This window comes from Pseudomonas sp. S10E 269, assembly GCF_002798465.1.
In the GTDB taxonomy this organism is placed as follows: Bacteria; Pseudomonadota; Gammaproteobacteria; order Pseudomonadales; family Pseudomonadaceae; genus Aquipseudomonas; species Aquipseudomonas pergaminensis.
Genome location: NZ_PHIJ01000001.1, coordinates 111,016 through 135,340, shown reverse-complemented (window position 1 = coordinate 135,340; position 24,325 = coordinate 111,016). Strand labels below are relative to the sequence as shown.

19 protein-coding genes are annotated in these 24,325 nt (G+C 63.0%); 7 read left to right on the top strand and 12 right to left on the bottom strand.

All coding sequences use genetic code 11. The annotated features are described in order from the left end of the window. The first annotated feature begins 151 nt into the window (after window positions 1-151). The 7 genes from CWC48_RS00635 to CWC48_RS00605 all read left to right on the top strand — a co-directional run bounded on the left by CWC48_RS00635 (window position 152) and on the right by CWC48_RS00605 (window position 8,646). The gene (locus CWC48_RS00635; protein ID WP_078047730.1) at window positions 152-2,509 is read left to right on the top strand and encodes a DNA polymerase II; all 2,358 of its coding nucleotides are present in this window, start codon (window positions 152-154) and stop codon (window positions 2,507-2,509) included. Between the two features lie 71 nt (window positions 2,510-2,580). Continuing rightward, window positions 2,581-3,159, top strand: coding sequence for a GNAT family N-acetyltransferase (locus CWC48_RS00630; RefSeq protein ID WP_028619514.1), 579 nt, complete (start codon window positions 2,581-2,583; stop codon window positions 3,157-3,159). A gap of 12 nt (window positions 3,160-3,171) precedes the next feature. Next, window positions 3,172-3,804, top strand: a complete 633-nt coding sequence (locus CWC48_RS00625; RefSeq protein ID WP_028619515.1) for a glutathione S-transferase N-terminal domain-containing protein — start codon at window positions 3,172-3,174, stop codon at window positions 3,802-3,804. Between the two features lie 164 nt (window positions 3,805-3,968). Continuing rightward, the gene (locus CWC48_RS00620) at window positions 3,969-4,556 is read left to right on the top strand and encodes a DUF4174 domain-containing protein (RefSeq protein WP_100491138.1); all 588 of its coding nucleotides are present in this window, start codon (window positions 3,969-3,971) and stop codon (window positions 4,554-4,556) included. Between the two features lie 112 nt (window positions 4,557-4,668). Beyond that, window positions 4,669-5,184 carry a sigma-70 family RNA polymerase sigma factor gene (locus CWC48_RS00615; RefSeq protein WP_028619517.1) on the top strand — a complete coding sequence of 172 codons (516 nt, stop codon included), beginning with the start codon at window positions 4,669-4,671 and terminating at the stop codon, window positions 5,182-5,184. Continuing rightward, complete coding sequence (locus CWC48_RS00610) at window positions 5,181-6,140, top strand: FecR domain-containing protein (protein ID WP_028619518.1); 960 nt, start codon at window positions 5,181-5,183, stop codon at window positions 6,138-6,140. Before CWC48_RS00615 ends, CWC48_RS00610 begins: the two co-directional genes overlap by 4 nt. 142 nt (window positions 6,141-6,282) lie before the next feature. Next, window positions 6,283-8,646: a TonB-dependent receptor gene (locus CWC48_RS00605; protein WP_100491137.1), complete on the top strand. Its 2,364-nt coding sequence runs from the start codon at window positions 6,283-6,285 to the stop codon at window positions 8,644-8,646. Window positions 8,647-8,667: 21 nt separating this feature from the next. Here the strand turns inward: CWC48_RS00605 and CWC48_RS00600 are convergent, their stop codons facing one another. From CWC48_RS00600 to CWC48_RS00545, 12 genes are read right to left on the bottom strand one after another with little or no spacing between them, the layout of a single operon-like run. Continuing rightward, entirely contained in the window at window positions 8,668-9,723 is a 1,056-nt protein-coding gene (locus tag CWC48_RS00600) for an acyltransferase family protein (RefSeq protein ID WP_028619520.1), read from the bottom strand. A gap of 22 nt (window positions 9,724-9,745) precedes the next feature. Continuing rightward, window positions 9,746-11,155 carry a lipid II flippase MurJ gene (locus CWC48_RS00595; RefSeq protein ID WP_078047733.1) on the bottom strand — a complete coding sequence of 470 codons (1,410 nt, stop codon included), beginning with the start codon at window positions 11,153-11,155 and terminating at the stop codon, window positions 9,746-9,748. After that, on the bottom strand, window positions 11,155-12,582 hold the full coding sequence (locus CWC48_RS00590) for an O-antigen ligase (RefSeq protein WP_099493864.1): 1,428 nt from the start codon (window positions 12,580-12,582) through the stop codon (window positions 11,155-11,157). Before CWC48_RS00590 ends, CWC48_RS00595 begins: the two co-directional genes overlap by 1 nt. 2 nt (window positions 12,583-12,584) lie before the next feature. Continuing rightward, a complete protein-coding gene (locus CWC48_RS00585; protein ID WP_100491136.1) occupies window positions 12,585-13,688 on the bottom strand; it encodes a glycosyltransferase family 1 protein in 1,104 nt (367 codons plus the stop codon). Further along, complete coding sequence (locus CWC48_RS00580) at window positions 13,679-14,896, bottom strand: glycosyltransferase family 4 protein (RefSeq protein WP_100491135.1); 1,218 nt, start codon at window positions 14,894-14,896, stop codon at window positions 13,679-13,681. Before CWC48_RS00580 ends, CWC48_RS00585 begins: the two co-directional genes overlap by 10 nt. Before the next feature lie 8 nt (window positions 14,897-14,904). Further along, a complete protein-coding gene (locus CWC48_RS00575; protein WP_100491134.1) occupies window positions 14,905-16,233 on the bottom strand; it encodes a cellulase family glycosylhydrolase in 1,329 nt (442 codons plus the stop codon). Further along, window positions 16,223-17,413 (bottom strand): glycosyltransferase, encoded by a 1,191-nt coding sequence (locus tag CWC48_RS00570; RefSeq protein WP_100491133.1) that lies wholly within the window; start codon window positions 17,411-17,413, stop codon window positions 16,223-16,225. Before CWC48_RS00570 ends, CWC48_RS00575 begins: the two co-directional genes overlap by 11 nt. Beyond that, the gene (locus CWC48_RS00565; protein WP_078047739.1) at window positions 17,413-19,404 is read right to left on the bottom strand and encodes an exopolysaccharide transport family protein; all 1,992 of its coding nucleotides are present in this window, start codon (window positions 19,402-19,404) and stop codon (window positions 17,413-17,415) included. The genes CWC48_RS00570 and CWC48_RS00565 overlap by 1 nt, the downstream gene beginning before the upstream one ends. A gap of 15 nt (window positions 19,405-19,419) precedes the next feature. Next, window positions 19,420-20,196 (bottom strand): polysaccharide biosynthesis/export family protein, encoded by a 777-nt coding sequence (locus tag CWC48_RS00560; RefSeq protein WP_078047740.1) that lies wholly within the window; start codon window positions 20,194-20,196, stop codon window positions 19,420-19,422. Window positions 20,197-20,225: 29 nt separating this feature from the next. Continuing rightward, complete coding sequence (locus CWC48_RS00555; protein ID WP_099493853.1) at window positions 20,226-21,137, bottom strand: glycosyltransferase family 2 protein; 912 nt, start codon at window positions 21,135-21,137, stop codon at window positions 20,226-20,228. Window position 21,138: 1 nt separating this feature from the next. Next, complete coding sequence (locus tag CWC48_RS00550; RefSeq protein WP_099493852.1) at window positions 21,139-22,599, bottom strand: mannose-1-phosphate guanylyltransferase/mannose-6-phosphate isomerase; 1,461 nt, start codon at window positions 22,597-22,599, stop codon at window positions 21,139-21,141. Beyond that, window positions 22,599-24,038, bottom strand: a complete 1,440-nt coding sequence (locus tag CWC48_RS00545) for an undecaprenyl-phosphate glucose phosphotransferase (RefSeq protein ID WP_078047743.1) — start codon at window positions 24,036-24,038, stop codon at window positions 22,599-22,601. Before CWC48_RS00545 ends, CWC48_RS00550 begins: the two co-directional genes overlap by 1 nt. Between the last annotated feature and the right edge of the window lie 287 nt (window positions 24,039-24,325).

The window sequence follows — 24,325 nt, the reverse complement described above, 5'->3', positions numbered from 1 at the left end:
GCGTTGCGCGTCCTCACTGCGCGGATACGACTCCGGTGCGAATGATAGTAATTATTATTAACGCCTTGCAACAAATTTATGAGATTCAGGTCTGCGCGCGCGGATGCCGAGTAGAATCACGCCCTGAAAGCGATTCCTGAGGTGCGGTACGGTGGATTTACAGCAGGGTTTTGTCCTGACCCGGCATTGGCGAGATACCCCGGCAGGTACGGAGGTCAGCTTCTGGCTGGCCACCGACCAGGGCCCGAGGTTTATCCGCCTACCCGTGCAGACTTCGGTGATGTTCATCCCCGAGGCCCATCGCAAGCCGCTGGATTGGCTGCTCAAGGGCGAGCGCGACATCGAATTGCGCCCGTTGCAGTTGTGCGATTTCCATCACCGTCCCGTGCTGGGCCTGTACACGCGCCAGCACCGCCAGGCGATGGACGTGGAAAAACGCCTGCGCGCTGCCGGGGTTGATGTATACGAAGGCGACGTGCGCCCACCCGAGCGCTACATGATGGAGCGCTTCATCACCGCACCCGTGTGGTTTGGCGGCACGCCCGACGCCAGCGGCGTGCTCTGCGACGCGCAGATGAAGCCCGCGCCAGACTACCGCCCGCCGCTGAAACTGGTGTCCCTCGACATCGAGACCACCGCCCAGGGCGACCTCTATTCCATCGCCCTGGAAGGCTGCGGCGAGCGCCAGGTGTACATGCTCGGCCCGCCGAACAAAACCGACGCCGTGGACTTCAAGCTCGACTACTGCGACACCCGCGCCCAACTGCTCGAGCGCCTCAACGCGTGGCTCGCCCAGCACGACCCCGACGCGATCATCGGCTGGAACGTGGTGCAATTCGACCTGCGCGTCCTCCACGAACATGCCCAGCGCCTCAACGTGCCGCTCATGCTTGGCCGGGGCGAAGAACCCATGGCCTGGCGCGAACACGGCAGCCGCAACCATTACTTCGCCGCTGCGGCGGGGCGGCTGATCATCGACGGTATCGAAGCCCTGCGCTCGGCCACCTGGAGCTTCGAATCCTTCAGCCTGGAAAACGTCGCACAGACCTTGTTGGGCGAGGGCAAGGACATCTCCACGCCGTACCAGCGCATGGACGAAATCAACCGCATGTTCGCCGAGGACAAGCCCGCGCTGGCGCGCTACAACCTCAAGGACTGCGAGCTGGTCACGCGGATTTTCGCCAAGACCGAACTGCTCAAGTTCCTGCTGGAGCGGGCCAGCGTCACTGGCTTGCCGGCCGACCGCAACGGCGGCTCCGTCGCCGCGTTCACCCATTTGTACATGCCACTGATGCACCGCCAGGGCTTCGTCGCGCCGAACCTGGGTGATAAACCGCCCCAGGCCAGCCCCGGTGGCTTTGTCATGGACTCACGTCCCGGCCTCTACGAATCCGTGCTGGTGCTCGATTACAAAAGCCTTTACCCGTCGATCATCCGCAGCTTCCTGATCGACCCGGTGGGCCTGATCGAAGGCCTCAAGCACCCTGACGACAGCGAGTCGGTGGAAGGCTTTCGCGGCGCACGTTTCTCTCGCACACGGCATTGCCTGCCTTCTATCGTCGCGCGGATTTCCGAAGGCCGCGAAGTGGCCAAGCGTGAACACAACGCACCGCTGTCCCAGGCCCTGAAAATTATTATGAACGCCTTCTACGGCGTGCTCGGTTCGAGCGGCTGCCGCTTCTTCGATACGCGGTTGGCCTCGTCGATTACGATGCGCGGCCACCAGATCATGCGTCAGACCCGCGAACTGGTTGAAGCCCAAGGCTATGAGGTGATCTACGGTGACACCGACTCCACCTTTGTCTGGCTTGGCAGCGCACATTCCCAGGAGGACGCCAGCCGCATCGGCCGAGGGTTGGTGCAGCACGTCAATGACTGGTGGCGCGAGCATCTGCACACCGCGTTCGGGCTGCAAAGCGCCCTGGAGTTGCAGTACGAAACCCACTTCACCCGCTTTCTCATGCCGACCATCCGTGGTGCGGAAGAGGGCAGCAAGAAGCGCTACGCCGGCCTGGTGGTGCGCAGCGATGGCAGCGAGGAAATGGTCTACAAAGGCCTGGAAACCGTGCGCAGCGACTGGTCGCCCCTGGCTCGCCGGTTCCAGCAGGAACTCTACCAGCGCATCTTCCATCGCCAGCCCCACCAGGACTACATCCGCGACTACGTGCGCCGTACCCTCAGCGGCGAGTTCGATGAGTTGCTGATCTACCGCAAACGCCTGCGCCGCCGACTGGACGACTACGAACGCAACGTGCCGCCCCATGTGCGCGCCGCGCGCCTGGCCGATGAGTACAACGATCGCCTGAACCGCCCGCGCCAATACCAGCGCGGCGGCTGGATCAGCTACGTGATCAGCGTCAACGGCCCGGAACCCTTGGAAGTGCGGCAGGCGCCCATCGACTACGACCACTACGTCACCCGGCAATTGCAGCCGGTCGCCGATGCGATCCTGCCGTTCGTGAATGACGATTTCAGCACCCTGGTCGGTGGGCAAATGGGCCTGTTTTAAAACGCTTGATTCGTCAGGGCGCGAGCCTGCACTCTCTGTCTCTGATGACCACCCAGACGGCGCAGCCCCTCATGACCCAACTTACCCTGACCGGCACGACGGTCGAACTCCTGCCCCTGCAAAGGGAACACAAGGCCGCCTTGCTCGAGGCCGCGGCCGATGGCGAACTGTGGAACCTCAAGGTCACCAACGTACCGGGCCCGGACACTGTTGATAAATACATCGACACCGCCCTGGCGGGGCGCGACGCCGGCAGCGTGATCCCCTTCACCCTGGTGCGCCGCGATACCGGCCAAGTGGTCGGCAGCACGCGGTTCTGGAAGGTCGACCGGGTCAATCGCAAGCTGGAGATCGGCCATACCTGGCTGGCGCTGTCCACGCAGAAAAGCGGCATCAATACCGAAGCCAAGCTGCTGTTGCTGACCTACGCTTTCGAAGTGCTCGACTGCGTGCGCGTGCAATTCACCACCGACGAACTCAACGAAAAATCCCGCGCGGCGATCCTGCGGCTCGGCGCCGTGCAGGAAGGCATCGTGCGCCACGAACGCATCATGCCCGATGGCCGCAAGCGCAACTCGGTGCGCTTCAGCATCATCGATTCGGAATGGCCGCAAGTGAAGGCCACCTTGCAGGCCAAACTGCAACGCTAGGAGGAAAAGCCCATGTACACGCTCTATGGCATCGACGAATCCGGCTCCTGCATGATCGAAATTGCCCTGCAGCGCTGTGGGGTGCCGTGGCGACGGGTAGACGCAGCCTCCTGGGCGGAGGGCGAGGGCAGTGACGAATTGGCCCGCATCAACCCGCTCAAACAGGTGCCCACCCTGGTGACCCCGGACGGCCAGGTGCTGACGGAAAGCGCTGCGATCCTGATCCACCTGGGCCTGGAATTTCCCGCCTCCCAGCTCTTGGGCGGCAACCGCGCGCAGATCATTCGCGGGCTGGTGTACATCGCCGCCAATTGCTACTCGGCCATCGGCATCATCGACTACCCGCAACGCTGGCTCGGTAACGTCAACGAAACCGTGCAGGCGCAGCTTGTCACTGGCACCCGCCGCTACCTGCACCAGGCCTGGGTGGTGTTTGCCGATCAGTTTGCCGACCAGTTGTTTGCCGCCAACAATACGCCTAACGCGCTGGGCTTGATGGCGGCTGCAGTGTCGCGCTGGGACGAGGCACGGGAGGCGTTGAACGGCCTGGCGCCGGGCTTTTCCCAGTCACTGGCGCACGTGGATGCCGACCCCCTTGTGGCACCCGTATTTGCTCGGCATTGGCCGCAGTGGAAGGTCTCATGATGTTTCCGCAATCAGTGGAAACAATGACACTCGCGGCCACCAAACCCTTGCGTAGCGGGCGTCCTGACCTACGCTTTCTTAAAGTGGTGTAGGAATCATCCTTGAATTTGACTGTCGCAGACATGAAACTCAAGAACCCTGCATGGAATTCAAAGGAGGTGCGCATGCTCATCCGGTCGCTGACCCTGGCTACCTTGATGGCTTTTACGGGGCCGCTGTTGGCTGCTGATGATATCAACCCGCTCAAGCAGGACTTGGGCAAGGCCCGGCCGCTGGTGGTGGTGGAGCTTGATTCCGGCAACGACACCTTGGCGACTCTCAAGAAACAGTTGGACGAGCCTGCGACCAAGCAGTCCTTTGAAGAACGCAGCATGGTGTTCTACACCGTGAAGTTCGGCAGCATCGGAGCCGAAGGCGAGAAGTTCGCCAAGGACCCCAAGGACAGCAAAAAGCTCACGCCGCCAGAAACCAACGCGCTGATCCGTGCCCTCAAGCTGGGTGCCGGCAGCGGTACCAAGGTGATCCTGGTGGGCAAGGACGGCGAGAAGAAACTCGAGAAGACCGTGCCACCGGATACCCTCGACCTCAAGGCGTTTTTCAGCGCCATTGACCAGATGCCAATGGCCGAGAAAGAAGCCGCTGCACCGGCCGAGCCTGAACCCGCTGCCGCACCAGCGCAGAAGCAGGGTGCCAAGGCTGGCGCCAAACCTGGCAAGCCCGCCAAGCATGCAGCGCAGCCATTGGATGACTGACCCTGTACGGGAGCCGGGCAGCCGGCTCCCGTAGCAGAAACTTGCAGTAACAGCTCTGCGAAGAATATGATAACCGTTATCATTTACGCCTTATTCTTCGCGCGCGGCCTCCATGTCTTCGACTCCTGCGGTAAGCCCCACTGAACTGGCCACCTTGTACCGCCAGCAACACCGTTGGTTGCAGCAATGGCTGTGGCGTCGCTTGAACTGCCCGCAGAGCGCCGCCGACCTGGCCCAGGACACATTCCTGCGGCTGCTGGCGAAGAACCAGCCCCTTGAAATCCACGCGCCGCGCAGCTTCCTGGCGAAAGTGGCGCAAAGCGTGCTGTCCAACCACTTCCGTCGGCAGAAACTCGAAAAAGCCTACTTGCAGGCCTTGGCCCTGTTGCCGGAAGACGCCGCGCCCAACGCCGAAACCCAGTGGATCCTCCTCGAAACCCTGATGGCCCTCGATGAAGTGCTCAGCCGCCTGGCCTTGCCCGTGCGCCAGGCGTTCCTGTGGTCGCAGCTCGATGGCCTGAGCCACGGCGAGATCGCCGAGCGCCTCGGTACCAGCATCACCACGGTCAAACGCTACATCGTCAAGGCGGGTGCACAATGCATCTTGCTGGACAGCCAGCGGTCATGAATCCGGTGCCGTTATCGATCGAGGTCGCCGAGCAAGCGATGCACTGGCAACTGGAGCTGCAGGTGCCGAACGTCAGCGAGCAGACCCGCGCCGAATGGCAGCGCTGGCGTGAGCAGGACCCGGCCCATGAACAGGCCTGGCAACATTCCCAGCGATTTTTCCAGCGTTTGCAGGATGTGCGCACACCGACCCATCAAGCCTTGGCCCGCGCGACGCTGTTGCCGGCGTTGTCACGTCGCCAGGTCGTCAAGCACCTCGCCGTGTTGCTGGCGTCAGGCACCGCCGCTTGGAGCATCAAAGACGCGGCGCTGCTGCAACACTGGACCAGCGACTTCAGCACCACCGTCGGCGAGCAGTGGCGCATCGGTTTGGCGGACAACACCCAAGTGCAGCTCAATACCGACACCGCCATCGACGTCAAATACACCGCGGATGTACGCCAGATCCATGTGCTGCGTGGTGAAATCCTGGTGGACCCCAACCCCACGGATATCCGCCCGCTGTGGGTGAAAACCGCCGAAGGCCTGACCCGTGCGGTCAGTGGTCGCTTCAGTGTGCGCCAGCGCGATGGCTTTACCCAATTGGGCGCAGACCAGGGCGCGCTGTCGGCACAGATCCCGTCGCGCAGCCTGCTGCTGCAGGCGGGCGAACTCATCAGTTTTGATGCCCACACCTTGCTCGCCCGGCGCCCGCAACGGGACGGTGAACTGGCGTGGAGCCGTGGAATGATCGTCGCTCAGGGCATGCGCCTGGAGGACTTCCTCGAAGAGCTGAGCCGCTACCGTCGCGGGCGCCTGGCGTGTGATCCCGCGGTGCGCGGCTTGCGCGTATCCGGCACCTATCCGCTGTCCGACACCGACCGGATTATCGCGGCGCTGGCGCAAACCCTGAAGCTGGACGTGCAGCATTTCACCCGTTTCTGGGTCGCCCTCAAGCCGCGCCAGAAGCTTGTGTGAATTTATTTCGCGCTTGGGTGGTCCGTTTGCGAATCTCACGAGACTTATATCCCCAGACACTACCTTCACTGGGGAATAGGGCATGCAGCCGCACACACCGAAGAAAAACATACGCTTGAAGACATCATTGGCCCTTGCCGTAATGCAGGGCATTGCCAGCGTCACTGTGGTCACGCCGCTGTTGCTGGCGTCGGCCTGGGTGCACGCAGCACCGCAAGTGGAATTCGACATCCCGCCAGGTTCGCTGGCGGAGGCGCTCAACCAGTTCGGCCAGGCCAGCCAGATCCTGCTGTCCTATCCGGCCGCGCTCACCGACGGCCAGACCAGCCCAGGCCTGCGCGGGCGGCATGACCTGGATACCGGCCTGGCGATCCTGCTCAGTACCAGCAACTTGCAAGCCGTGCATGGCAGCGGCAACACTTACTCACTGGCGCGGCGCCCGAGCGATGGCGCATTGCAGCTGGGCACCGTGTCCATTTCGGGCAAGGCACCCGGCTCGACCACCGAGGGCACTGGCTCTTACACCACGCAGTCCTCCAGCAGTTCGACGCGCCTGAACCTGACGCCTCGGGAAACCCCGCAGTCGCTCACCGTAATGACCCGCCAGCGCCTGGATGACCAACGTCTCTCCAATCTCAGTGACACCCTCGATGCCACTCCCGGCATCATCGTGTTGCGCGATGGCCTTGGGGCGGAGAGTGACGGTTATTTCTCGCGCGGCTTCCAGATCCAGAACTTCGAAATCGACGGCGTGCCCACCGCCACACGCATGGACAACTACACCCAGAGCATGGCCATGTATGACCGCGTTGAAATCGTACGCGGCGCCACCGGCCTTATCAGCGGCATGGGCAACCCGGCGGCGACCATCAACTTGATTCGCAAGCGCCCGACGACCGAGACGCGCGCCAGCGTCACGGCGGAAGGCGGCACCTGGGACCGCTATGGCACCGGCCTGGACGTCTCCGGCCCGCTGACCGAAACCGGCAATGTGCGCGGGCGCCTGGTCGCGGACTACAAGACCGAACACGCCTGGATCGATCGCTACAAGCAGGAAACGCAGCTGCTCTATGGCATCACCGAGTTCGACCTCAGCGAAGACACGCTGCTGACACTGGGCTTCAGCTACCTGCGCACCGACGTCGATTCGCCGGCGCGTTCCGGTTTGCCCACACGCTTTACCGACGAGTCGCGCAGTAACCTTAGCCGCTCGCTAAACACCGCGCCGGCGTGGTCCTACAACGATCATGAGCAGACGAGCTTTTTCACCGCCATTGAGCAGACGTTCGACAGCGGCTGGAGCGCCAAGGCCGAATTCACCCACACTGAAAACCAGTTCGATGAAGTCTTCAACTACGTCAACGGTTCGCTCAACGCGAACGGCAGTGGTACCACTCAATTGCCGGTGCGTTTCTCCGGTACGCCGCGCCAGGACAACATCGACCTCTACGCCACCGGCCCCTTTGACCTGCTCGGGCGTGAGCACGAGCTGATCGCGGGCGTCACCTTGTCCAAATACAATGAAAGCGTGCCGAGTTACGGCGGCTGGCATTACGACTATTCCGGCTCGCCGGCCGGTGCCATCGACAACCTGTTCAATTGGGATGGCCAGTCGGTCAAGCCCGCGTTCAATGTCACCGGTAAATCCTCGGTGGATGAGAGCCAATATGCTGCTTACTTGAGCACGCGACTGCGAGTGACCGATGACTTGAGCGTGATCCTCGGCAGCCGGGTGATCGACTGGAAGCGCGAGACCGAAGATCGACCCTACGGCGGCACGGCGACCCGCACTGACGAATCGGAAACTGGCGTCTACATCCCTTACGCCGGCGTGGTATATGACCTCACCGACAACTGGTCGGCCTACGCCAGCTACACCAAGATCTTCAATCCCCAGGCCAGTTGGGTGCGCGACATCAATAACAAGGCGCTGCCGCCGATGGAGGGCAAAGGGTATGAGGTCGGCCTCAAAGGCAGCTTCTTCGACGAGCGGCTGAACACCAGCTTGGCGCTGTTCAAGCTGGAGCAGGACAACCTGGCCATCTGGATCGACACCCCGGGCGGCAACACCTATCGCAACGAGCAAGGCACCACCACCGAAGGCGTGGAGCTGGAGCTCAACGGCGAACTGGCTGACGGCTGGCAAGCCTCCGCTGGCTATGCCTATGCGGTGAGCACCGATGCCGACGACAAACGCATCGTCACGACGTTGCCGCGCCAGAGCCTGAAGACCTTCACTTCCTACCGTTTGCCCGGCGCGTTCAACAAGCTTACCGTGGGTGGCGGAGTGAACTGGCAGAGCAAGGTCGGCGAAGACCTGCACACCTTCAGCCAGGGCAGCTACGCCATCACCAACTTGCTGGTGCGCTATGACCTGACGTCCAAGCTGAGCGCCTCGGTCAACGTCAATAACCTGTTCGATCGCGAGTACTTCAGCTACGCCGGCAACCACGGCATGTACGGAGCGCCGCGCAACCTGATGACCAGTGTCAAATACGCTTTCTGACGCAATGATTGAACGGCGCCCTCAAGGCGCCGTTTTTGCGACAGGCGCCTTGCGCACCGGAAACGGAAAGTAGAAAAACCGCAGGAACGCCACCCGCTTGATCACTTCCCCGATCAACAACGGCACCACCACCGCCACCACAAACCCCACGCAGGCCGCGACAAACGCGGGCAGCCCCAGGCGCTCCAGCAGGTCGACCGTCTTGTGCTGGATCTCGCCGTGGAAGATCAGCAGGATCAAGGTGTTCTGACCGATATAGGTCATGGCCCGCGTGACCCAGGTCGACACCATCAATACGCGCGCCAGCGCCCAGCAGGCGTACACGCCGATCACGGCCGGCAGGGTGGTCCAGAACCAGTGGTCGTAGCGTCGCTGCGCCAGGTCCATGGTGTCCCAGGTGAAGGTGAATACCACAACGAACAATGCAATCGAAATCAACAGGGTCAGCCAGGAGCCCGCGTGGGTGCGCAGCCAATCACGCAGCAGGTAGCCGACAATGAAATAAGTGCTGCTGATCAAGGTGATATCCAGGCTGAACGGCAGGCCCGGCAGCACCCAGGTATGCCCGCCGAACGCGACTGGCAACTGCCAGAACCACGGCAGCATCCAGACGCCCACAATCAACTGCAGCGTTACCAGCGCGCAACTGAGCAACAGTGACAGCTTCAGGCGCTGGATCAGGCGCAGCATCACCCAACTGAACAGGATCGCCACCCAGAAATGCGGCAGGAACCACAGCGCCTGCCACGGAATGGTATCCACCGAGGCGTACAGCACACCGCCGATATCCGGCAACAGCGGCTGGCCACGCAGAATGCTGCGCACGATCACATAGGTGAGCATGGTGAAGAAAAACGGTTTGAGCAGGCCATCGGCCTTGCGTATCGCCATCTCCACGAACGGCTGCTCGGGCTTGAAGAACACGCCCGACAGAAAAAAGAACAGCGGCAAGATGAACGACGCCAGCACCGGGTATAGCAAGTCCGGCGAAGTGGCGACGAACCAACTGTGGGCAAACACGATCACCAGGATGCCGATGCCTTTGGCGATATCCATTTGAATCCAGCGATGTTTCATATGAGTTGTCCTGATCGATCATTCATGCCTTGCGCCACGGTCTCAGCCAGAGTGCCATGCCCAGCAATACCACCGCGCCAGCCAGGGTGCTTAGCCCCAGTTGCAGCCACATGCCTTCAATCCGAAACAGCGCCAACGCCGCCACGCCCATCAGCACCGCGCTGAGCAGCCAGCTCCGAGCCCAGGGCAGGGCGCCGAGCAAGGCCTGGCGTTGCATCAACAACAACGCGGTGCAGAGCACGCCGGCCAGCGCAGCCAGCGGAATCCCGGCCAGGCCGAACACAAACGGCAGCACGCCCAGCAACAGCACATTGGCCAGGCTGCCGAGCAGTTCACAACGCAATGGCTGGCGCGTATCGCCTGCAGCGTAGGCGTAGCGCGCGAGCAGGGCGTTCCAGGCGCCGAACACCAGTGGTACGGCAAACCAGGCGAGCAGCAGCGGCAACGGCGAGTCCAGCGATTGCTTGGGCAGCAGCAACGCCACCAGGCTCGGCGCCGCCGCCACCAGGCCGACTCCGGCGGGCAGGGTCAGCACGCTGGCGGTTTCCAGGCCACGCTTGAGCAGGGCCAGGCGCGCGTCGCCCTGGCGCCGACTCATCATGCCCAGCAACACCTGGTTGAGGCTCATCAGCGCAATCAGCGGCAGGTTCATCAGCTTGCGCGCCAGGTTGACCCAGGTCACCGCACCTTCGCCCAGCAAGGACGCCACCAGCCGTTCGATCAAGGCCAGGCCCTGGCTGGCGCCGTTGCTCAACAGCAGCGGGCCGATGCGTTGTCCCAGCTCCCGCAGTGGTGCCCACGACCGCTGCCAATGCCACGGCCGCCAGCCCTGGCGCCACATCGACGGCAGCAACGCCAACGGCATCAACAGGCTGCCGGCCAGGCAGGCCAGGGCCAATGAGTGAGGTTGAGTGGCGGTGCCGGCGAAGGCGAGGTAGGCCACGGGGGGCAGGTTGAACAGCAACGAGCCCAGGCCCGCCAGTACAAAGCGCTCGCTGGCTTGCAACGCAATGCTGAACAGCGCATGCAGCATCAGCCCCGGCACACACCAGGCGACAATCTGCAAGTTACTGCTGGCGAGCGCCGTGGCACTGGCTGCCAAGCCCGGCCCAAGCAGTTGCACCAGCCACGGCGCCAACAGTGTCAGCAGCAGGCTGGTGACCAGTGCGATCAGCAGCAACGCCGGAAACAGCACCGCCAACCAGCCCAATCGCTCGTCGTCCTTGCGCGCCAGGTACAGCGGCAACGCAGCGGCGCTCAGCACGCCGCCGGCCAAGGACATGCGCAACGCTTCGGGCAAAAACAGTGCGATCAGGAACGCATCGCTGCGCTCACCCGCGCCCCAGGCCGCCACCAACAGCCATTCACGGGCGAAGCCCAGGCACAGGCCAAGCAGCGTCGCCAGCGTCAGCCAGACGGCAGAGCCCAGCATCAGGGTTGCGCGCCATCAAGCACGGGTTTGGACACGCTCAGGTTTTTCACCTGCGGCAGGCGTGCCGGAAACAGTCGCCGGGCTTCCAGCACATTGATGCCGACCATCAGCCAGAACAGCGCGACCATCACCACCGCAAAGCTGAAATAGTGGTCGAACAGGCCGCTGACCAGCGCCGAGAGAATCCCAGCGGTGGTGCCCAGCCACAGCGCATTGTCCTTGGTCAGGCGGATCGGGCCGCTGTCCGGGCGCGCTTCACGCCACCAGCGCACGGTCACCGCCACGAAGAACAGCATGCCAACGATGCCGGTCTTGTAGATGAAGTTCAGCCACAGGTTGGAGATGCCCAACAAATCGGTGCCCGGCACCGGCGGGTCGACCTTGAAGCCGATGCCGAACGGATACGACACCACCGCCTGCGGGAACATGCGGTATTCGTCGAAACGCACTTCGGTACTGGCGTTGCTTGAGGAAAATATCGTCGCCAGGCGTTCCTGCAACGGCGGATACGCGATCACCAGCGCCACCGTCAGTGCCGCGCCGATCATCAGCAGGCGCCCGGTGTACGGTACCCGGCGTGTGGCCATCCACAGCAGCACCAGCGCCAGGCTGACCATCGCGCCACGGCTACTGGCCAACAGCAACGCGGCTGCACCCAGGCAGGCCACGCCCAGGCCCAGTGCGCGTTTCCAGCCTTGCTCGGTCATGCCGAAGCAGAACGCCAGGGGCAACAGCAACGCCATGATCCCGCCGATGGCATTCGGGTGCATCCACGGTGAGCCCATGCGTGAAGACATGGCCTCCAGGCCGAATTTCAACATGTCGAAGTTGCCGTAGTTGAACAACGCCAGGATCGGCGCAATGCCGGCTCCGGAGCGTGTGCGCACGAACACTGCAATCGACAGTACCAGCATGGCCAGGCTGCCCAGCAGCAGGGCGATCACCAGGGATTCGCGGTGCTTGTGGTCCACCAGCAATTTGGCGCAGAGGAACACCGACGAAAGGCTCAGCAACCAGCGCAACCAGTTGGCCACGCCGCTGGTGTCGGCGTGGATGGTGACCTGGCCGACGATAAACGGGAACACGCTGAACAGCATCAGCCACAGCAGCATCTGGTCGGTGGGCCGGCGTGTGAGGCTGGGCGTATCGGGCAGGCGCGCCAGGAAGTTGTGCCACAGCACCGCGCCCCAGGTCAGCGCCAGGATTGCTTCGCTGACGGTGCTGCGAATGCCCAGGTTGACCGTGGAGTACGGCATGAACGTAGCAACCAGGGCAAACAGCAACAGGCCCCAGAACGGAAAGCGCAGGACAGTCACCGCCCCGGCCAGGCCGATCACGGCAAGAAACGCCTTGGCCGGTGACAGCAGCAGGGCGACGGCACCAAACAGCAGGCCGAAGAAAATCGCGAAGAGGCCGGGCAGGTTCACTTTCACTTCAGCTCCTCGATCAGTTCGGCCAGGCGCCGGCGATAGGCATGATGGTTGAAGCGTTCCGCCCATTGGCGGCGTTGCTCGGGCGATTCTTCATCGGCCCGCTCGCCAAGGTTGACCATCAATTGCGTGAGCGCCGGGCCATCGGTGGGCGAAAAACGCGGTGCCGACGGCGGGGTGATTTCATCCAGCGACGTGCCACTGGCCACCGCCACCGGGGTGCCGACGCTCAAGGCCTCGATCACCGGCAGGCCGAAACCCTCGGCATACGAAGGTTGCCACAGGCGTGAGGCCTGGCGGTACAGCGCGTGCAATTCGGCATCCGAGACGCCACTCAGCGCGCGAATGCCCGGCAGCGTACGCTGGGCTTCGGGCAAATGATCGAGGCTGCCCACCAGTACCAATTCCGGCACGCCGGGGGACTGGCGTCGCGCCTGTTGCCACGCGTCCACCAGGAACGGCACGTTCTTGCGCAGCTCACGGGTGCCCACCAGCAGCCAATAGCGTGCGGGCAGTTGGCGCGCGCTGAGGTCCGCCGCCAGTTCGAAAAAACCATCGACCTGGTTGGGCAGTACGCGAATCTTGCCCGCGGCCTTGGGGAACAACCGCGCGGTTTCATCGGCGCTGTACTGCGATGGCGTCCACACCCGGTCGGCACTGTGCACCGCGTAGGCAATCGACAGGCGATCGCTGGTCTTATAGATCAACGCCTTCAAGCGGTTGGCGTGATAGTTGTCGAGGGTGATCTGGAACAGGTCGTGCAACAGCACCACGGTGCGCAGCCCCTTCGGTTTGGGCGGCAACGGCAGGCCCATGTTGAAGGTGCTGATGTACAGGTCGATACGCTGCTCGCGCAAGGCGCGAGGCAGAAAGCCCGCCTCGAAGCGCAGGCGATTCTGCGGTTGGTGCATGGCCGTCTTGGCGCAGCCCCAGGTGGGGCAGTGAGCTCGCAAGCGGGTCTCATCGCCCAGGGGCGCCACGGTAAAGCGCTCCAGCTCAATGCCCGGCAGGCTGTGCAGGGCGCTTTCCAGCGCGTACACCTGGCGGCTGATGCCCGATAGCGGCGAGGTGCCGACGGTGCGGTAATCCAGGCCTACGCGCATACCGGCTCCTTTTGATTCAACGGCGCAAGCGCGGCGTACACCTGTTCCAATTGGCTGGCGGCGACGCTCCAGTCATGGGCACGACGCACATAGGCGCGGCCGGCTTCACCCATGGGCGCGGCGGCATCGGGAAATTGCAGCAGGCGCACCACGGCGTCCGCCAGGCTCGCGGCGGTTTGCCCGCCGAGGTAGTCCAGGCCTTCAACCAGGTCCAACCCCGAGACGCCTTGCTCGGTGCTCGCCAGCGGCAAGCCCGCGGCCAGCGCTTCAAGCACCTTGAGCTTGGAACCGCCGCCATGGCGCAGCGGCGCCAGGAACACCGAGCAACTCGATTGCAGGTTCAGCAGGTTGGGCACAAAACCTTGCCACTCGATGCGCGGGTCCTGCCAGCGTTCACGCCAACTGTCGGGCATGCCAAAGCCACACACGCTCATGCGCGCGTCAGGGCAACGTTCCCAGACCTTGGGCAGGATTTCATCCAGCGCCCATTCGATGGCGTCCACGTTGGGCGCGTATTCATAGTTGCCGAGGAACAGCACGCGGCGTGTCGACGGGTCGGGGCGGGCGGCTGCGAAGTGATCGCAGTCCACGCCGTTGACCACCACCGACACCGGTTTGCCGGCGATTTTTTCCAGGGTTTGCGCGTCGCTGTCGGTCACTGCCACTACCCGCGTGGCCTGGCTCATCACGCGTCGTTCCCAGCGCGTGTAGCGCCATTGGTCATAACGAATGAACGGCAACGACCAGCCCGGCAGGCGGTCGTAAGTGGCCGCGCCCAGGGCCGATTCGACGTTGTGCTCGGTCAGCACAAACGGCTGGGATGTGCGCGCCAGCGCATCTTCGTAAGGCTGGAAGGTGTAGGTGTGCTCGATCTGCACCACATCCCAATGCTCGTTGAGCAGTTGGTTGAACCGGTCCTGCAAGGCGCCCGACAAACCGTTCACACTGGCCAGCAGCGGGTAGGGCGCGAACAGCCCGGCCACCAGGGTCTTCACGCTGCGCAAGGGGCGGCGCGGCAGGATGATCAGTTGTTCGAGAAACGCCTCCAGCACCTGGCGGTCAGTGAGTGACACGGGGTGCTTGTCATGCAGCAGCAGGGTGATCCGGTGCCCACGCGCGGCCAGGCTGCGCAACAGGTGGAACTGTCGCGTCTTGCCGCCGCTGGTGGCGGGCCAGGGTGAGTAGGGCAGGATCCATAAAATACGCATCGCAGGCCTCAATCCCATAACAGAATTTGCAGGTTCGACTTGACCGGCAAGGTCAGGCCACTGGTGCCGCTCACCGGGGTTTGGGTACCGCGCAGCGGGTCGTACAGGGTGGCGCTGGCCAGGCCTGGCAAGTGGGCGTTGCCACCCTGGGCCGACCAGAAGAACCACAGCTTGCGGCCATCGGCGCGGGTCCAGCCGATGCTGAACAAGCCGTCGGGCAACTGGTCGGCAACCGGCGGATCGCCCGGCGTGAGTTTCGGCCCGCTGACGTCGAGGAAGTTCTTCAGTGCGGTGTAGACGGGCTTGGGGTTGGTGTCGATGTCCAGCAAGCCGTAGGACCGGTCGCGAACGCTGGCGCGCTGGTCGAGGTCGCTCAAGGTAAACAGGAAGATCTTGTCGAAGTCCATCGCGCTCATCAGCGCCAGGCGGCGAACCACGTAGTCGGCCTGCGCCTGCAGGGTGATGATGTCCTGGGCGTCCTTGGGGCCCTTGTAGGTTGACCAGCCCCACTCGGTGCTCCACAGAGTGTTCACGCCGCCATTGCGCAGGGCCTGGTTGAGCTGGGTGGTCTTGGCGATGAAGTCCAGGTTGGCCGGGTCATTGCCTTCGGGCAATTGGGTGTAGGGGTGATAGGACACCACCGTGTTCAGGCTGGCCACGCCCAGCGCACCCAGGGCGTCGAACATGGTCTGGCCATTAGGCATTTCGCTGAAGAACGCCATGCCGGCGGCCACCACCGGTTTGCTCGGGTTCACCGCCCGCAGTGCCTGGGCGGTGGCGGTGAGCAGGGTGGCGTAGCCTGCCGGGTCTGCCGCCGGGCGCCAGAAGCCCAGCAAGTTCGGCTCGTTCCAGACTTGCCAGGCATCCACGCTGGGGTAGCGCTGCGAAAGCAAGGCCATGCGGTTGGCGAACACGTCGGGGTCTTTCGGCGGGTACTGGTCCGGATACATCGACAGCGGCGGGGCGCTGCTGATAAAGCGCGCCGAGCCCACCAGGTAGAACACCGACTTGATCTGGTTCTGCTGCAGCTTGCCCACCAGCTCATCGAGGGTGGCGAGCTTGTATTGGTTCTGGGCGGTTTCCAGCTGATCCCAATGCAGGTCCAGGCGCACCCACTCCAGGCCGAGGGCCTTGAGGCGGTCAATCTGCTTCTGGTAGCGCTCGGGGCTGAACCACAGGAACTGCGCATTCACTCCCAGGAAATCCTTCCAGACCACCTCCTTGCTGCCCTTGAGCACATGGCTTTCGGCATCCGCCTGGCGCCCCCACAGGAACGCCGTCAGCCCCAGGGCCGCGACCACGGCAAGGGTTGCGAAGAAGGTGGGCTTACGCGCCATAGGTCGACCCTGCAATAGCGTGCTCAAAGAGCTGCTTGAATTTTTGCGCCGTCAACGGCCACACACGTTCGCGGCTAATCTCTCCGGCGCGCTCGGCCCAATCCCGGGCCAGCAGCGGCGTGCGCGCAAGGCGCAAGAGCTGTTCACCCAGTGCTGCCACATCGCCCTCGGGGTAGATGGCACCGTTGCCGCTGGCGACTTCCTCGGCAAACGCACGCGCATCGGAAGTGATCGCGCCGCGCCCGCAGGCAGTGGCCCAGGACAACGCACCACTGGTGCCGCGCTGGCGCCCCAGCAGGCCGAGTTTTTTCGATTCGCGGTAGGGCAGCACCATCAAATGGTGGGCCTGGATGGTCTGAGCGATGTCATCGGCCGGCAGGTTCAATCGCCAGTCGATGGCGTCGCTCAGGCCCAGCGCGGCGATCTGCGCGTTCAACTGCTCCAGGTAGTTACCGCTCGCGCCAAACGCCATTTCCGCAGCGGTGCCACCGGCCAGGGTCAGGCGCACGCGGCCGCGCAATTCGGGGTCTTGCTTGAACACTTCCGCCAGGGCTTGCACCAGGTCTTCGATGCCTTTGCCCCGGTAGATAAAACCGAAATACAGCAGGTGCAGGGTGTCGAGCGGCGGCAACGGGGCCGGTGCGATGGACAGGTTGGCGTGGTTGATCACCGCCACCTTGCCGGCGGGCAAGTGCATGCGCTGGCTCAGGCAGTCGGCGCCCAGGCGGGTGAGGGTCACCAGCCGGGTCAGTCCCTTGGCGACCTGGCGTTCTTCACGCAAGGTCAGAGGGTCGGCCAGCACCACGGCTGCCTGGGGCAACGGGCTGGGCAGGCGCTCCAGCAGGTTCAGCGGAAACGGCAGGTGCTCGCGCCGCCACACGATGCGCTCCGGGTCGTGCACGGTGGCCGTCAATGGCAACTGGGGGTAAGCCTTGCGCAGTTCACGCAAGGCCAGGAATTCCCCCAGCCGCCCGCCGCCCAGCTCGGCGTGCACCAGGTCGACGGTTTGCCAATCGAAGCCGGCGATGGCTTGCTGGATCGCCTCGGAATTGCCCGCCACACCGGCCAACGGCGTCAGCACCGTCACACCCAGGTGTTCCAAGGCCGTGCGGAAATGGTTCGCGTAGTCGGCGATCCCGTTTTTCTCCGGCGGCAAGGGGGCGAGCAGGGCGATGCGCATCAGAACGCCCCCCGGTATTTACCGATGGTCTGCAGCACTTTGCCCGGCACTTCGAATTTGCGCCGGTTGATGATGATGCCATCGACCTTGCCGAACGCGGTGTTGAGGATCGACAGCGCATGCTCGACCACCGGCACGGTACTTTTGCGCGCTTCCACCACCAGCCCGATCAGATCGGCGCGGCGCAGGGTGATAAAGGCTTCGCGGTTGTCCAGCAGGGCCGAGGCGTCCAGCAGCACCACCTCGCCCGGCGCAGCTTCTTCCAGCCCACCGACTCGCACATTGACGCCATTCTCATGCAGCAGTTGGCGCAGTTGCTCGACCACGAAGGTCACCCCTTCGCCGTGACGCGCCGACGTCAGCCCCAGCACCAGGCCCTGTTCGGCAATGCGGTTGGGCTGCAGCAGGCTGTACAGCCGGTAGATGCTCGCGTTGAACGCGTTGGTACTTTGCGCGGTGGTAGTGTCCAGCTCCGGCAGGGTGGTCCACAGCGGCAGGCCGAACTTGCGTTCCACCAGGCCGCCATCGTGAATGCGCTGGTCGAGCAAGTAGCACAGGTAGATCACCAGCAAGCCGACGACGATGGCAAACGGGATCGCCAGGATCAGCATCACCAGGGTTTTCGGGAAGATGCGGCCTGGGTTCAGGGTGGCTTCTTCGATCACGGCAATGTTGCTGATCTGGCTGTTGTCCAGCTCGCGGTCGATGCGCGATTTTTCCAGGTTGTCCACATACAGCGCGTAGTTGCGCTCGGTGGTGTTCAGCTCGCGGGAGAGGCGTGCCAGTTCCGGTTCGATCTCCAGGGCTTGCTTGCGTTGCGCCTCAAGGTTCAGCAGTTGTTTTTGCTGCTCAACCAGCTGGGTACGCAGGGCCTGGTTGTTGCTGGTTTCGTCCAGCAGCACGCGCTGCAAGTGGATTTCCAGGGTGTTTGGCGCACGGTTCTCCGAGGCTTGCACCGTATTGCTCTCGTTAGCGACCTGGGCCTGCATCGCACGGATCGAGGCATCCAGGGCTTTGACCGGCGGCGCGTTGTCGGTGTAGGTGCGCATCATGTCGGCCTTTTCCAGCAGCTTCTGGTTGAGCAGGCGACGCAAGTCCTGCTGCTGCGGGTTCAGTGCGATCTGGCGCACCGTGGTGACTTCCTTGGGCTGGCCTTTGAGCTGCGTGCGCGTGCTTTGGATGGCGCTGTCGGACGAGGCGATCAGGCGTGTGGTGTTGAAGGTCTCGCCGCGCAGCACGTTGATGCGCTCGGACAGGTCTTCCAAACGGTCGGTGATGCTCGCGGCACCGATCTCATTCAAGTGGGTGAGGATCTGCTGCTTGTAGCTCTTGATCTCGGTGGCGCTGTTGGCCGCCTGGCCTTCATAAAAGGCGTACAGGCTCTTGCGCCCCAGTGCCTGGGTGCGTTCGTTGATGTAAGTCTCGACCCAATCCTTGACCACCGCCTGGGCGATCTCCGGGTCGCCCCACTTGAAGCTGATGTCCATCACCGTCGAACCTGCGGCGTGGCTCACCTCAAAGTTCTTTTCCAGGCTGGCGGCCAGGCGTTCCACCGGGGTGGTTTTTTCCACCACGCCGACGGTTTCCAGCACCACGCGGATGCCGTCGAATATCGCACCTACGCCGCTCTTGACGTAGTACTTGGTGCGCTTCCAGAAACCTTCCGGTGGCGGTGCGCTGTCGATCACTTCCAGGTAATGCTCGGCCACGGCGCGCACGATGGGGCGACCGGTGAGCAAACGCTCTTCGTCGACAATCGGGTCACGCTGGGTGCTGGGCATGACCAGCGCCTGGCGGTTGCTGATCTCGATGGGCAGGGTCGAATCACGCCCCGGCTTGACCAGCAGGCGCGCGGTGGACTCGTACTTGGCCGGCAGCAGGAACGCCCCCAGCAGGATGATCACCAGCGCGGCAATCGCCGCCAGTTTGAACTCGTGCCGGAAGATAAAGAACAAGCGCAGAAGATCACGAAAAGAACGGATCTCGATCATTGGGATGTCGCTCCTTTAGTTGTTGCCGCCGCTGGTTCGGGTGTAGTTGTAGCCAACCCCAATGGACTTGGTGAACGGAATCAGCTGGTTCATGTAGGTGTCCACCCCTTGGATCCGCTCGCCGACGTTGGACTTGGGCACGAACACCACATCGCCACGTTGCAGGTGCACGGGTTTGCGCCCATTCGGGCCGGTCTTGAGCAGTTGGCTGAAGTCCAGGAAATACGCGCGATACGCGCCCTGGGCGTCCTCGCGCAGCAGGGCGACCATGCTGGCGTTGCCCGCCGGGCTGACCCCGCCGGCACCGATAATCGCTTGTTCCAAGGTATTGGCCGTGGCGATCTGCACCGCCGTCGGGTTGTTCACCGCGCCGCCGACAATGATTGAACTGCCCGGCGCCTGGTTGATGTTCACCGTCACGCGGGGCTCGCGGTACACCGGGGCGAGCTTGCTGGTCAGCTCGTTGGCCAACTCCGAAGGCTGGCGCCCGGCGACCTGGATCGGTCCCAGGAACGGGTAGTTGATCTTGCCGTCGGTTTGCACGGTGTACAGCGTCAGCTCGTAGATGGTGCTGACGTTGAACGCCGACAGCGTCGGCATCTCACCGGCATCGCGCACGATGCGCAACTGGTCGCCGATGCGGATGCGTTCCACCGCCGGCGGCAGTTGGGCAAGCTGGTCGAGGGCGCGCTTGCCGGCCTCGACGGTGTCGCTGTCCGGCGGCACGATGCGTGCCGGCGTGTTGCAGGCGGCCAGGGCCATCATGGCCACGACGAGCAGGGTTCGTTTCATCAAGGGGGACTTCCTGTAGGTCATGATGCTCACCTCCAATAACCGGGAAACATGCTGATGCGCCGCTTGAGGGCGAGGGGGAGGCGGCGCTCCAGATGGCCCAGCCGGTAGCCGAGCAGTTTGAACGCACTGCGCACCAGTACTTCGGGGACACGGTGCAAGGCACCGGCCTTGCGCAACGCAGCGAGCTCGGCCAGCACATAGCGCTTGCCTTCGCCCCCCGCGTCGCCAAAGGCCTGCCGGATCCACGGCTCGCGGCCATAGAACACGCCGATGTCGAAGTAGCGGTGAAACTCATCCATGAGTGTGTAATCGTGGGAGTGATGCACCAGCGCCGAGGCGGCGTAGCGCACCTTGTAGCCTTCGAGCAGCATGCGGGCGGCCACATAGGCGTCTTCGCTGCCGATCACGTCGGCCGGGAAACCGCCCACCGCCTGCAGCACGCTGCGCCGGTAGACGGAAAACGAGTCGGAGCTGAAACAGGTCTTGATCCCCAGTTCCGGTGCATCGGCCAGGCTCTTGCTGCGGCTCTGCTCCGGGTAATTGAAATGCCGCGACTGCGCACCCAGCACACCGGCGTCGGGGTGTGGCAACTGGCGCCCGTAGGCCACGCCGTTGAGCGGGTCCTGCTGCAGTTCGGCGAGCAGGTTAGCGAAGGTTTCCGGGGTGGCGGGGATCGCGTCCTGGGTCATCACGATCAATGCGTCGCCGCCCACTTGTTCGCTGGCCCAGCGCCGGGTGCCGCCGTGGTTGAAGTCGCGCGCGTCGATCACCTCCACCCGTGCACCGAACGCGCGAAAGCGCGCCACGGTGTCATCGCTGGAGGCGCTGTCCACCACCAGCGTTTCGTCGGGTTGCAGGGTTTGCATCTTCAGCGCCGGCAGCAGGCGTGCCAAGTGGCTGGATGCGTTACGGGTCGGGATGATCAGTGAGGTGCGCATGTTATTTTTTCACTTCTGCGGGGGCGCGCCCGTAGATGTCATCGAAGCGCACAATATCGTCCTCGCCCAGGTATTCGCCGCTCTGCACCTCGATCATCACCAGGTCGATGATGCCGGGGTTGGTCAGCCGGTGTTTGTGCCCGGCCGGGATGTAGGTGGACTCGTTGGCGTTGATCAGGAATTCGCGCTCGCCATTAGTAATTTGCGCCGCACCGCTGACCACCACCCAGTGTTCGCTGCGGTGGTGGTGCATCTGCAGTGACAGCGAGGCCTGGGGCTTGACCACGATGCGCTTGATCTTGAAACGGCTGCTTTCTTCCAGCACGGTGTAGGTGCCCCACGGCCGGGTGACCGTGCGGTGCAGGCTGTACGCCGGGTGATTCTGGCGCTTGAGCTCGGCGACGATGTAGCGCACGTCCTGGCTGCGGTGGGCGTCGGCGATCAGCAGGGCGTCGGGTGTGTCGACGATGATCAGGTCGCGCACGCCCACGGCACCGAGGACGCGCTTGGGCGAGTCGATGTAGCAGTTGTGCACGTCATGCAAGATCGCTTCGCCGTTGACCTGGTTGCCATGGGCGTCACTCGGCGTGAGCTGGCGCAGGGCCTCCCACGAACCGATGTCGCTCCAGCCGATGTCGCACGGCACCACCGCGACTTGCTTGGACTTCTCCATCAGCGCCACATCGATGGACACATCCGGCGCGCTGCCGAACGCTTCGGCGTCCAGCTCGCGCTGGCGTGAGGTTTTGTTTTGCAGGCTCTGGCTGTGTTCCAGCGCGGCGCGGGCGGCTTCCAATACATCGGGCGCATGGGCGGCGAGTTCGTCCACCAGGGTGCTGGCCTTGAAGCAGAACATGCCGGCATTCCACAGGTGCTTGCCGCCATCCAGGTAACCCTGGGCCGTGGCCAGGTCGGGTTTTTCCACAAAGCGTTTGACCCGGTTGCCCGTGCCCAGCGGCTCGCCTTGTTCGATATAGCCAAAGCCGGTTTCCGGGTGGTCGGGCTGGATGCCAAAGGTCACCAGGTAGCCGGCTTCGGCCAGGTCGCGGGCCTGGGTCACGGCCTCGGCGAACGCCACTTCATTGAGGATCAAATGATCGGCAGGCATCACTAGCAACTGCGCCTCACCGCCGAAGTGTTCCTGCACATGCAGCGCCGCCACGGCAATCGCCGCCGCCGTGTTGCGCCCGAACGGTTCGAGCAGCAGGTCCAGGGGCAGGTGGGCCTTGTTGACCAGGCGGTAGTCATCCAGGGTGCGGAACAGCAGGTCGCGGTTGGTCACCGTCAGCACGCTTTCCACGCCAGGCAGTTTGGCGGCGCGCTGGAAGGTTTTCTGCAGCAGGCTCTGGCCATCACGCATGCGCATGAACGGCTTGGGCATATTCTGCCGGGACACCGGCCACAGCCGCGTGCCCGACCCACCGGAAATGATGCAGGGAATTAATCCGTTGAGTGTGTTCATCAATAGACTTCCTTGGTGGAAAGGACGGCTGGGACCGTCATGAAGACGATGTACAAGTCAAACCACACCGACCACCTGGAGATGTACTCCAGGTCGTACTCGACACGTTTCTGGATCTTGAACAGGGTGTCGGTTTCACCCCGGTAACCATTGATCTGCGCCCAACCGGTGATGCCCGGTTTTACCCGGTGCCGCGAGCTGTATTCGCTTACCGCCACCTCGAAGGGAATGCCCGCCGCCTTGGTCGCGGTGGCATGCGGACGTGGGCCGACCATGGACATGTTGCCCAGCAGCACGTTGAACAGTTGCGGCAACTCGTCGATGCTGGTCTTGCGGATGATGCGGCCCACGCGAGTGATGCGCGGGTCTGCGCGGGTGGTCTGGCGTTCAGCGGTGAAATCGCTCTGGTCGGTGTACATGGAGCGGAACTTGAACACGCGGATTTCGTTGTCGTTGTAGCCATAACGGTTCTGGCGAAACAGCACCGGCCCCTTGGAGTCGAGCTTGATCGCGATCGCCGTCGCCACCATCACTGGCGACAGGCACACCAGCGCCAGGCTGGCGAGCAGGAAGTCCTCGCAGCGCTTGATCACCGGCGACCAGCCGCGCAGTGGCAATTGCGAGGTGTTGAACATCAGGATGCCGCCCACATCGGTGATCTTGCTGTGGCCGTAGCGCAGGGCCGCCATGTCTGGCACCAGCATGACGTTCACCGACAACTGCCGCAGGCGGTTGACCAGCCCATGGATACGCTGCTCGGCGGCCCAGGGCAGGCAGATCATCACCTGGTTGACCTGCTCGGCGCGGATCAGCTTTTCCAAGTCACGGGTGTTGCCCAGCAGGGGCAGGCTGCTCAGTTCCTTGGGAATGCGCTCGGTGCGGTCATCGATGAAGCCGATCAGGCCGGAGCGGATGTCACCGTTGCGTTGCAAGTGATCGGCGACGTGCACGGCAGTGTCGGTAAAGCCCAGGATCACGGTACGTTGCAGGTATTTGCCGGCGCGCATCAGCCGGCTGTACAGGCGCAGCATCACCAGGCGCTCCAGGCAAAACAGCCCCAGGCTTACGACGTACCACACCGCCAGGTTGCGCGGGGTCAATTGCGGGAAGAACTGCAGGATCTGGTACATGAACAGCAGGATGCAAAAAGCCGCCGTCCAGGCCTTGATCTTGGTTTTCAGGCGCAGGCGGTTGCTGAACAATTCCTCGGAATAGATACCCAGGGCCTGGAACAGAATGATGGTCAGGACCGCAAAAAAAACCAGCAGGCCCAGGAAGTGGGCGCGCAGTTCAGGGTCCATCGGGTCCAGGAAGAGCACCAGGACCAGTGGGGGCAAAATGGCGGTGAGGCCATGGATCAATTTGACGAAAACAACAAAGAACTCAACAAAACCGGCGCGCGTTAGAAACAGGCTGTCAACGGACGACTTTTCTCGCATACAAACATCCCTCATTGCACTCCAGGCATCAGTGTTCGAGTGTTTGTTCAATTAAGCAGAAGGCTGCTTAGAACACGGGTCGAACGACTACGCTGGGTAATACGCAACTTTCCGATCCAAATGCACAATCCAAATGCAGTTATCCATTTGAGTGGATTTCGCGGGTGTAGTGGCTTAAGGAGTGTTTCCTTTGGGTGTTCAGTCAACTAATTGACGGTGGTGCGGAGGCGGCATGCTAGACAGGTTAATCAGTCTTTTTTGCGGCATTTTATTGACGTTCCTTGTCC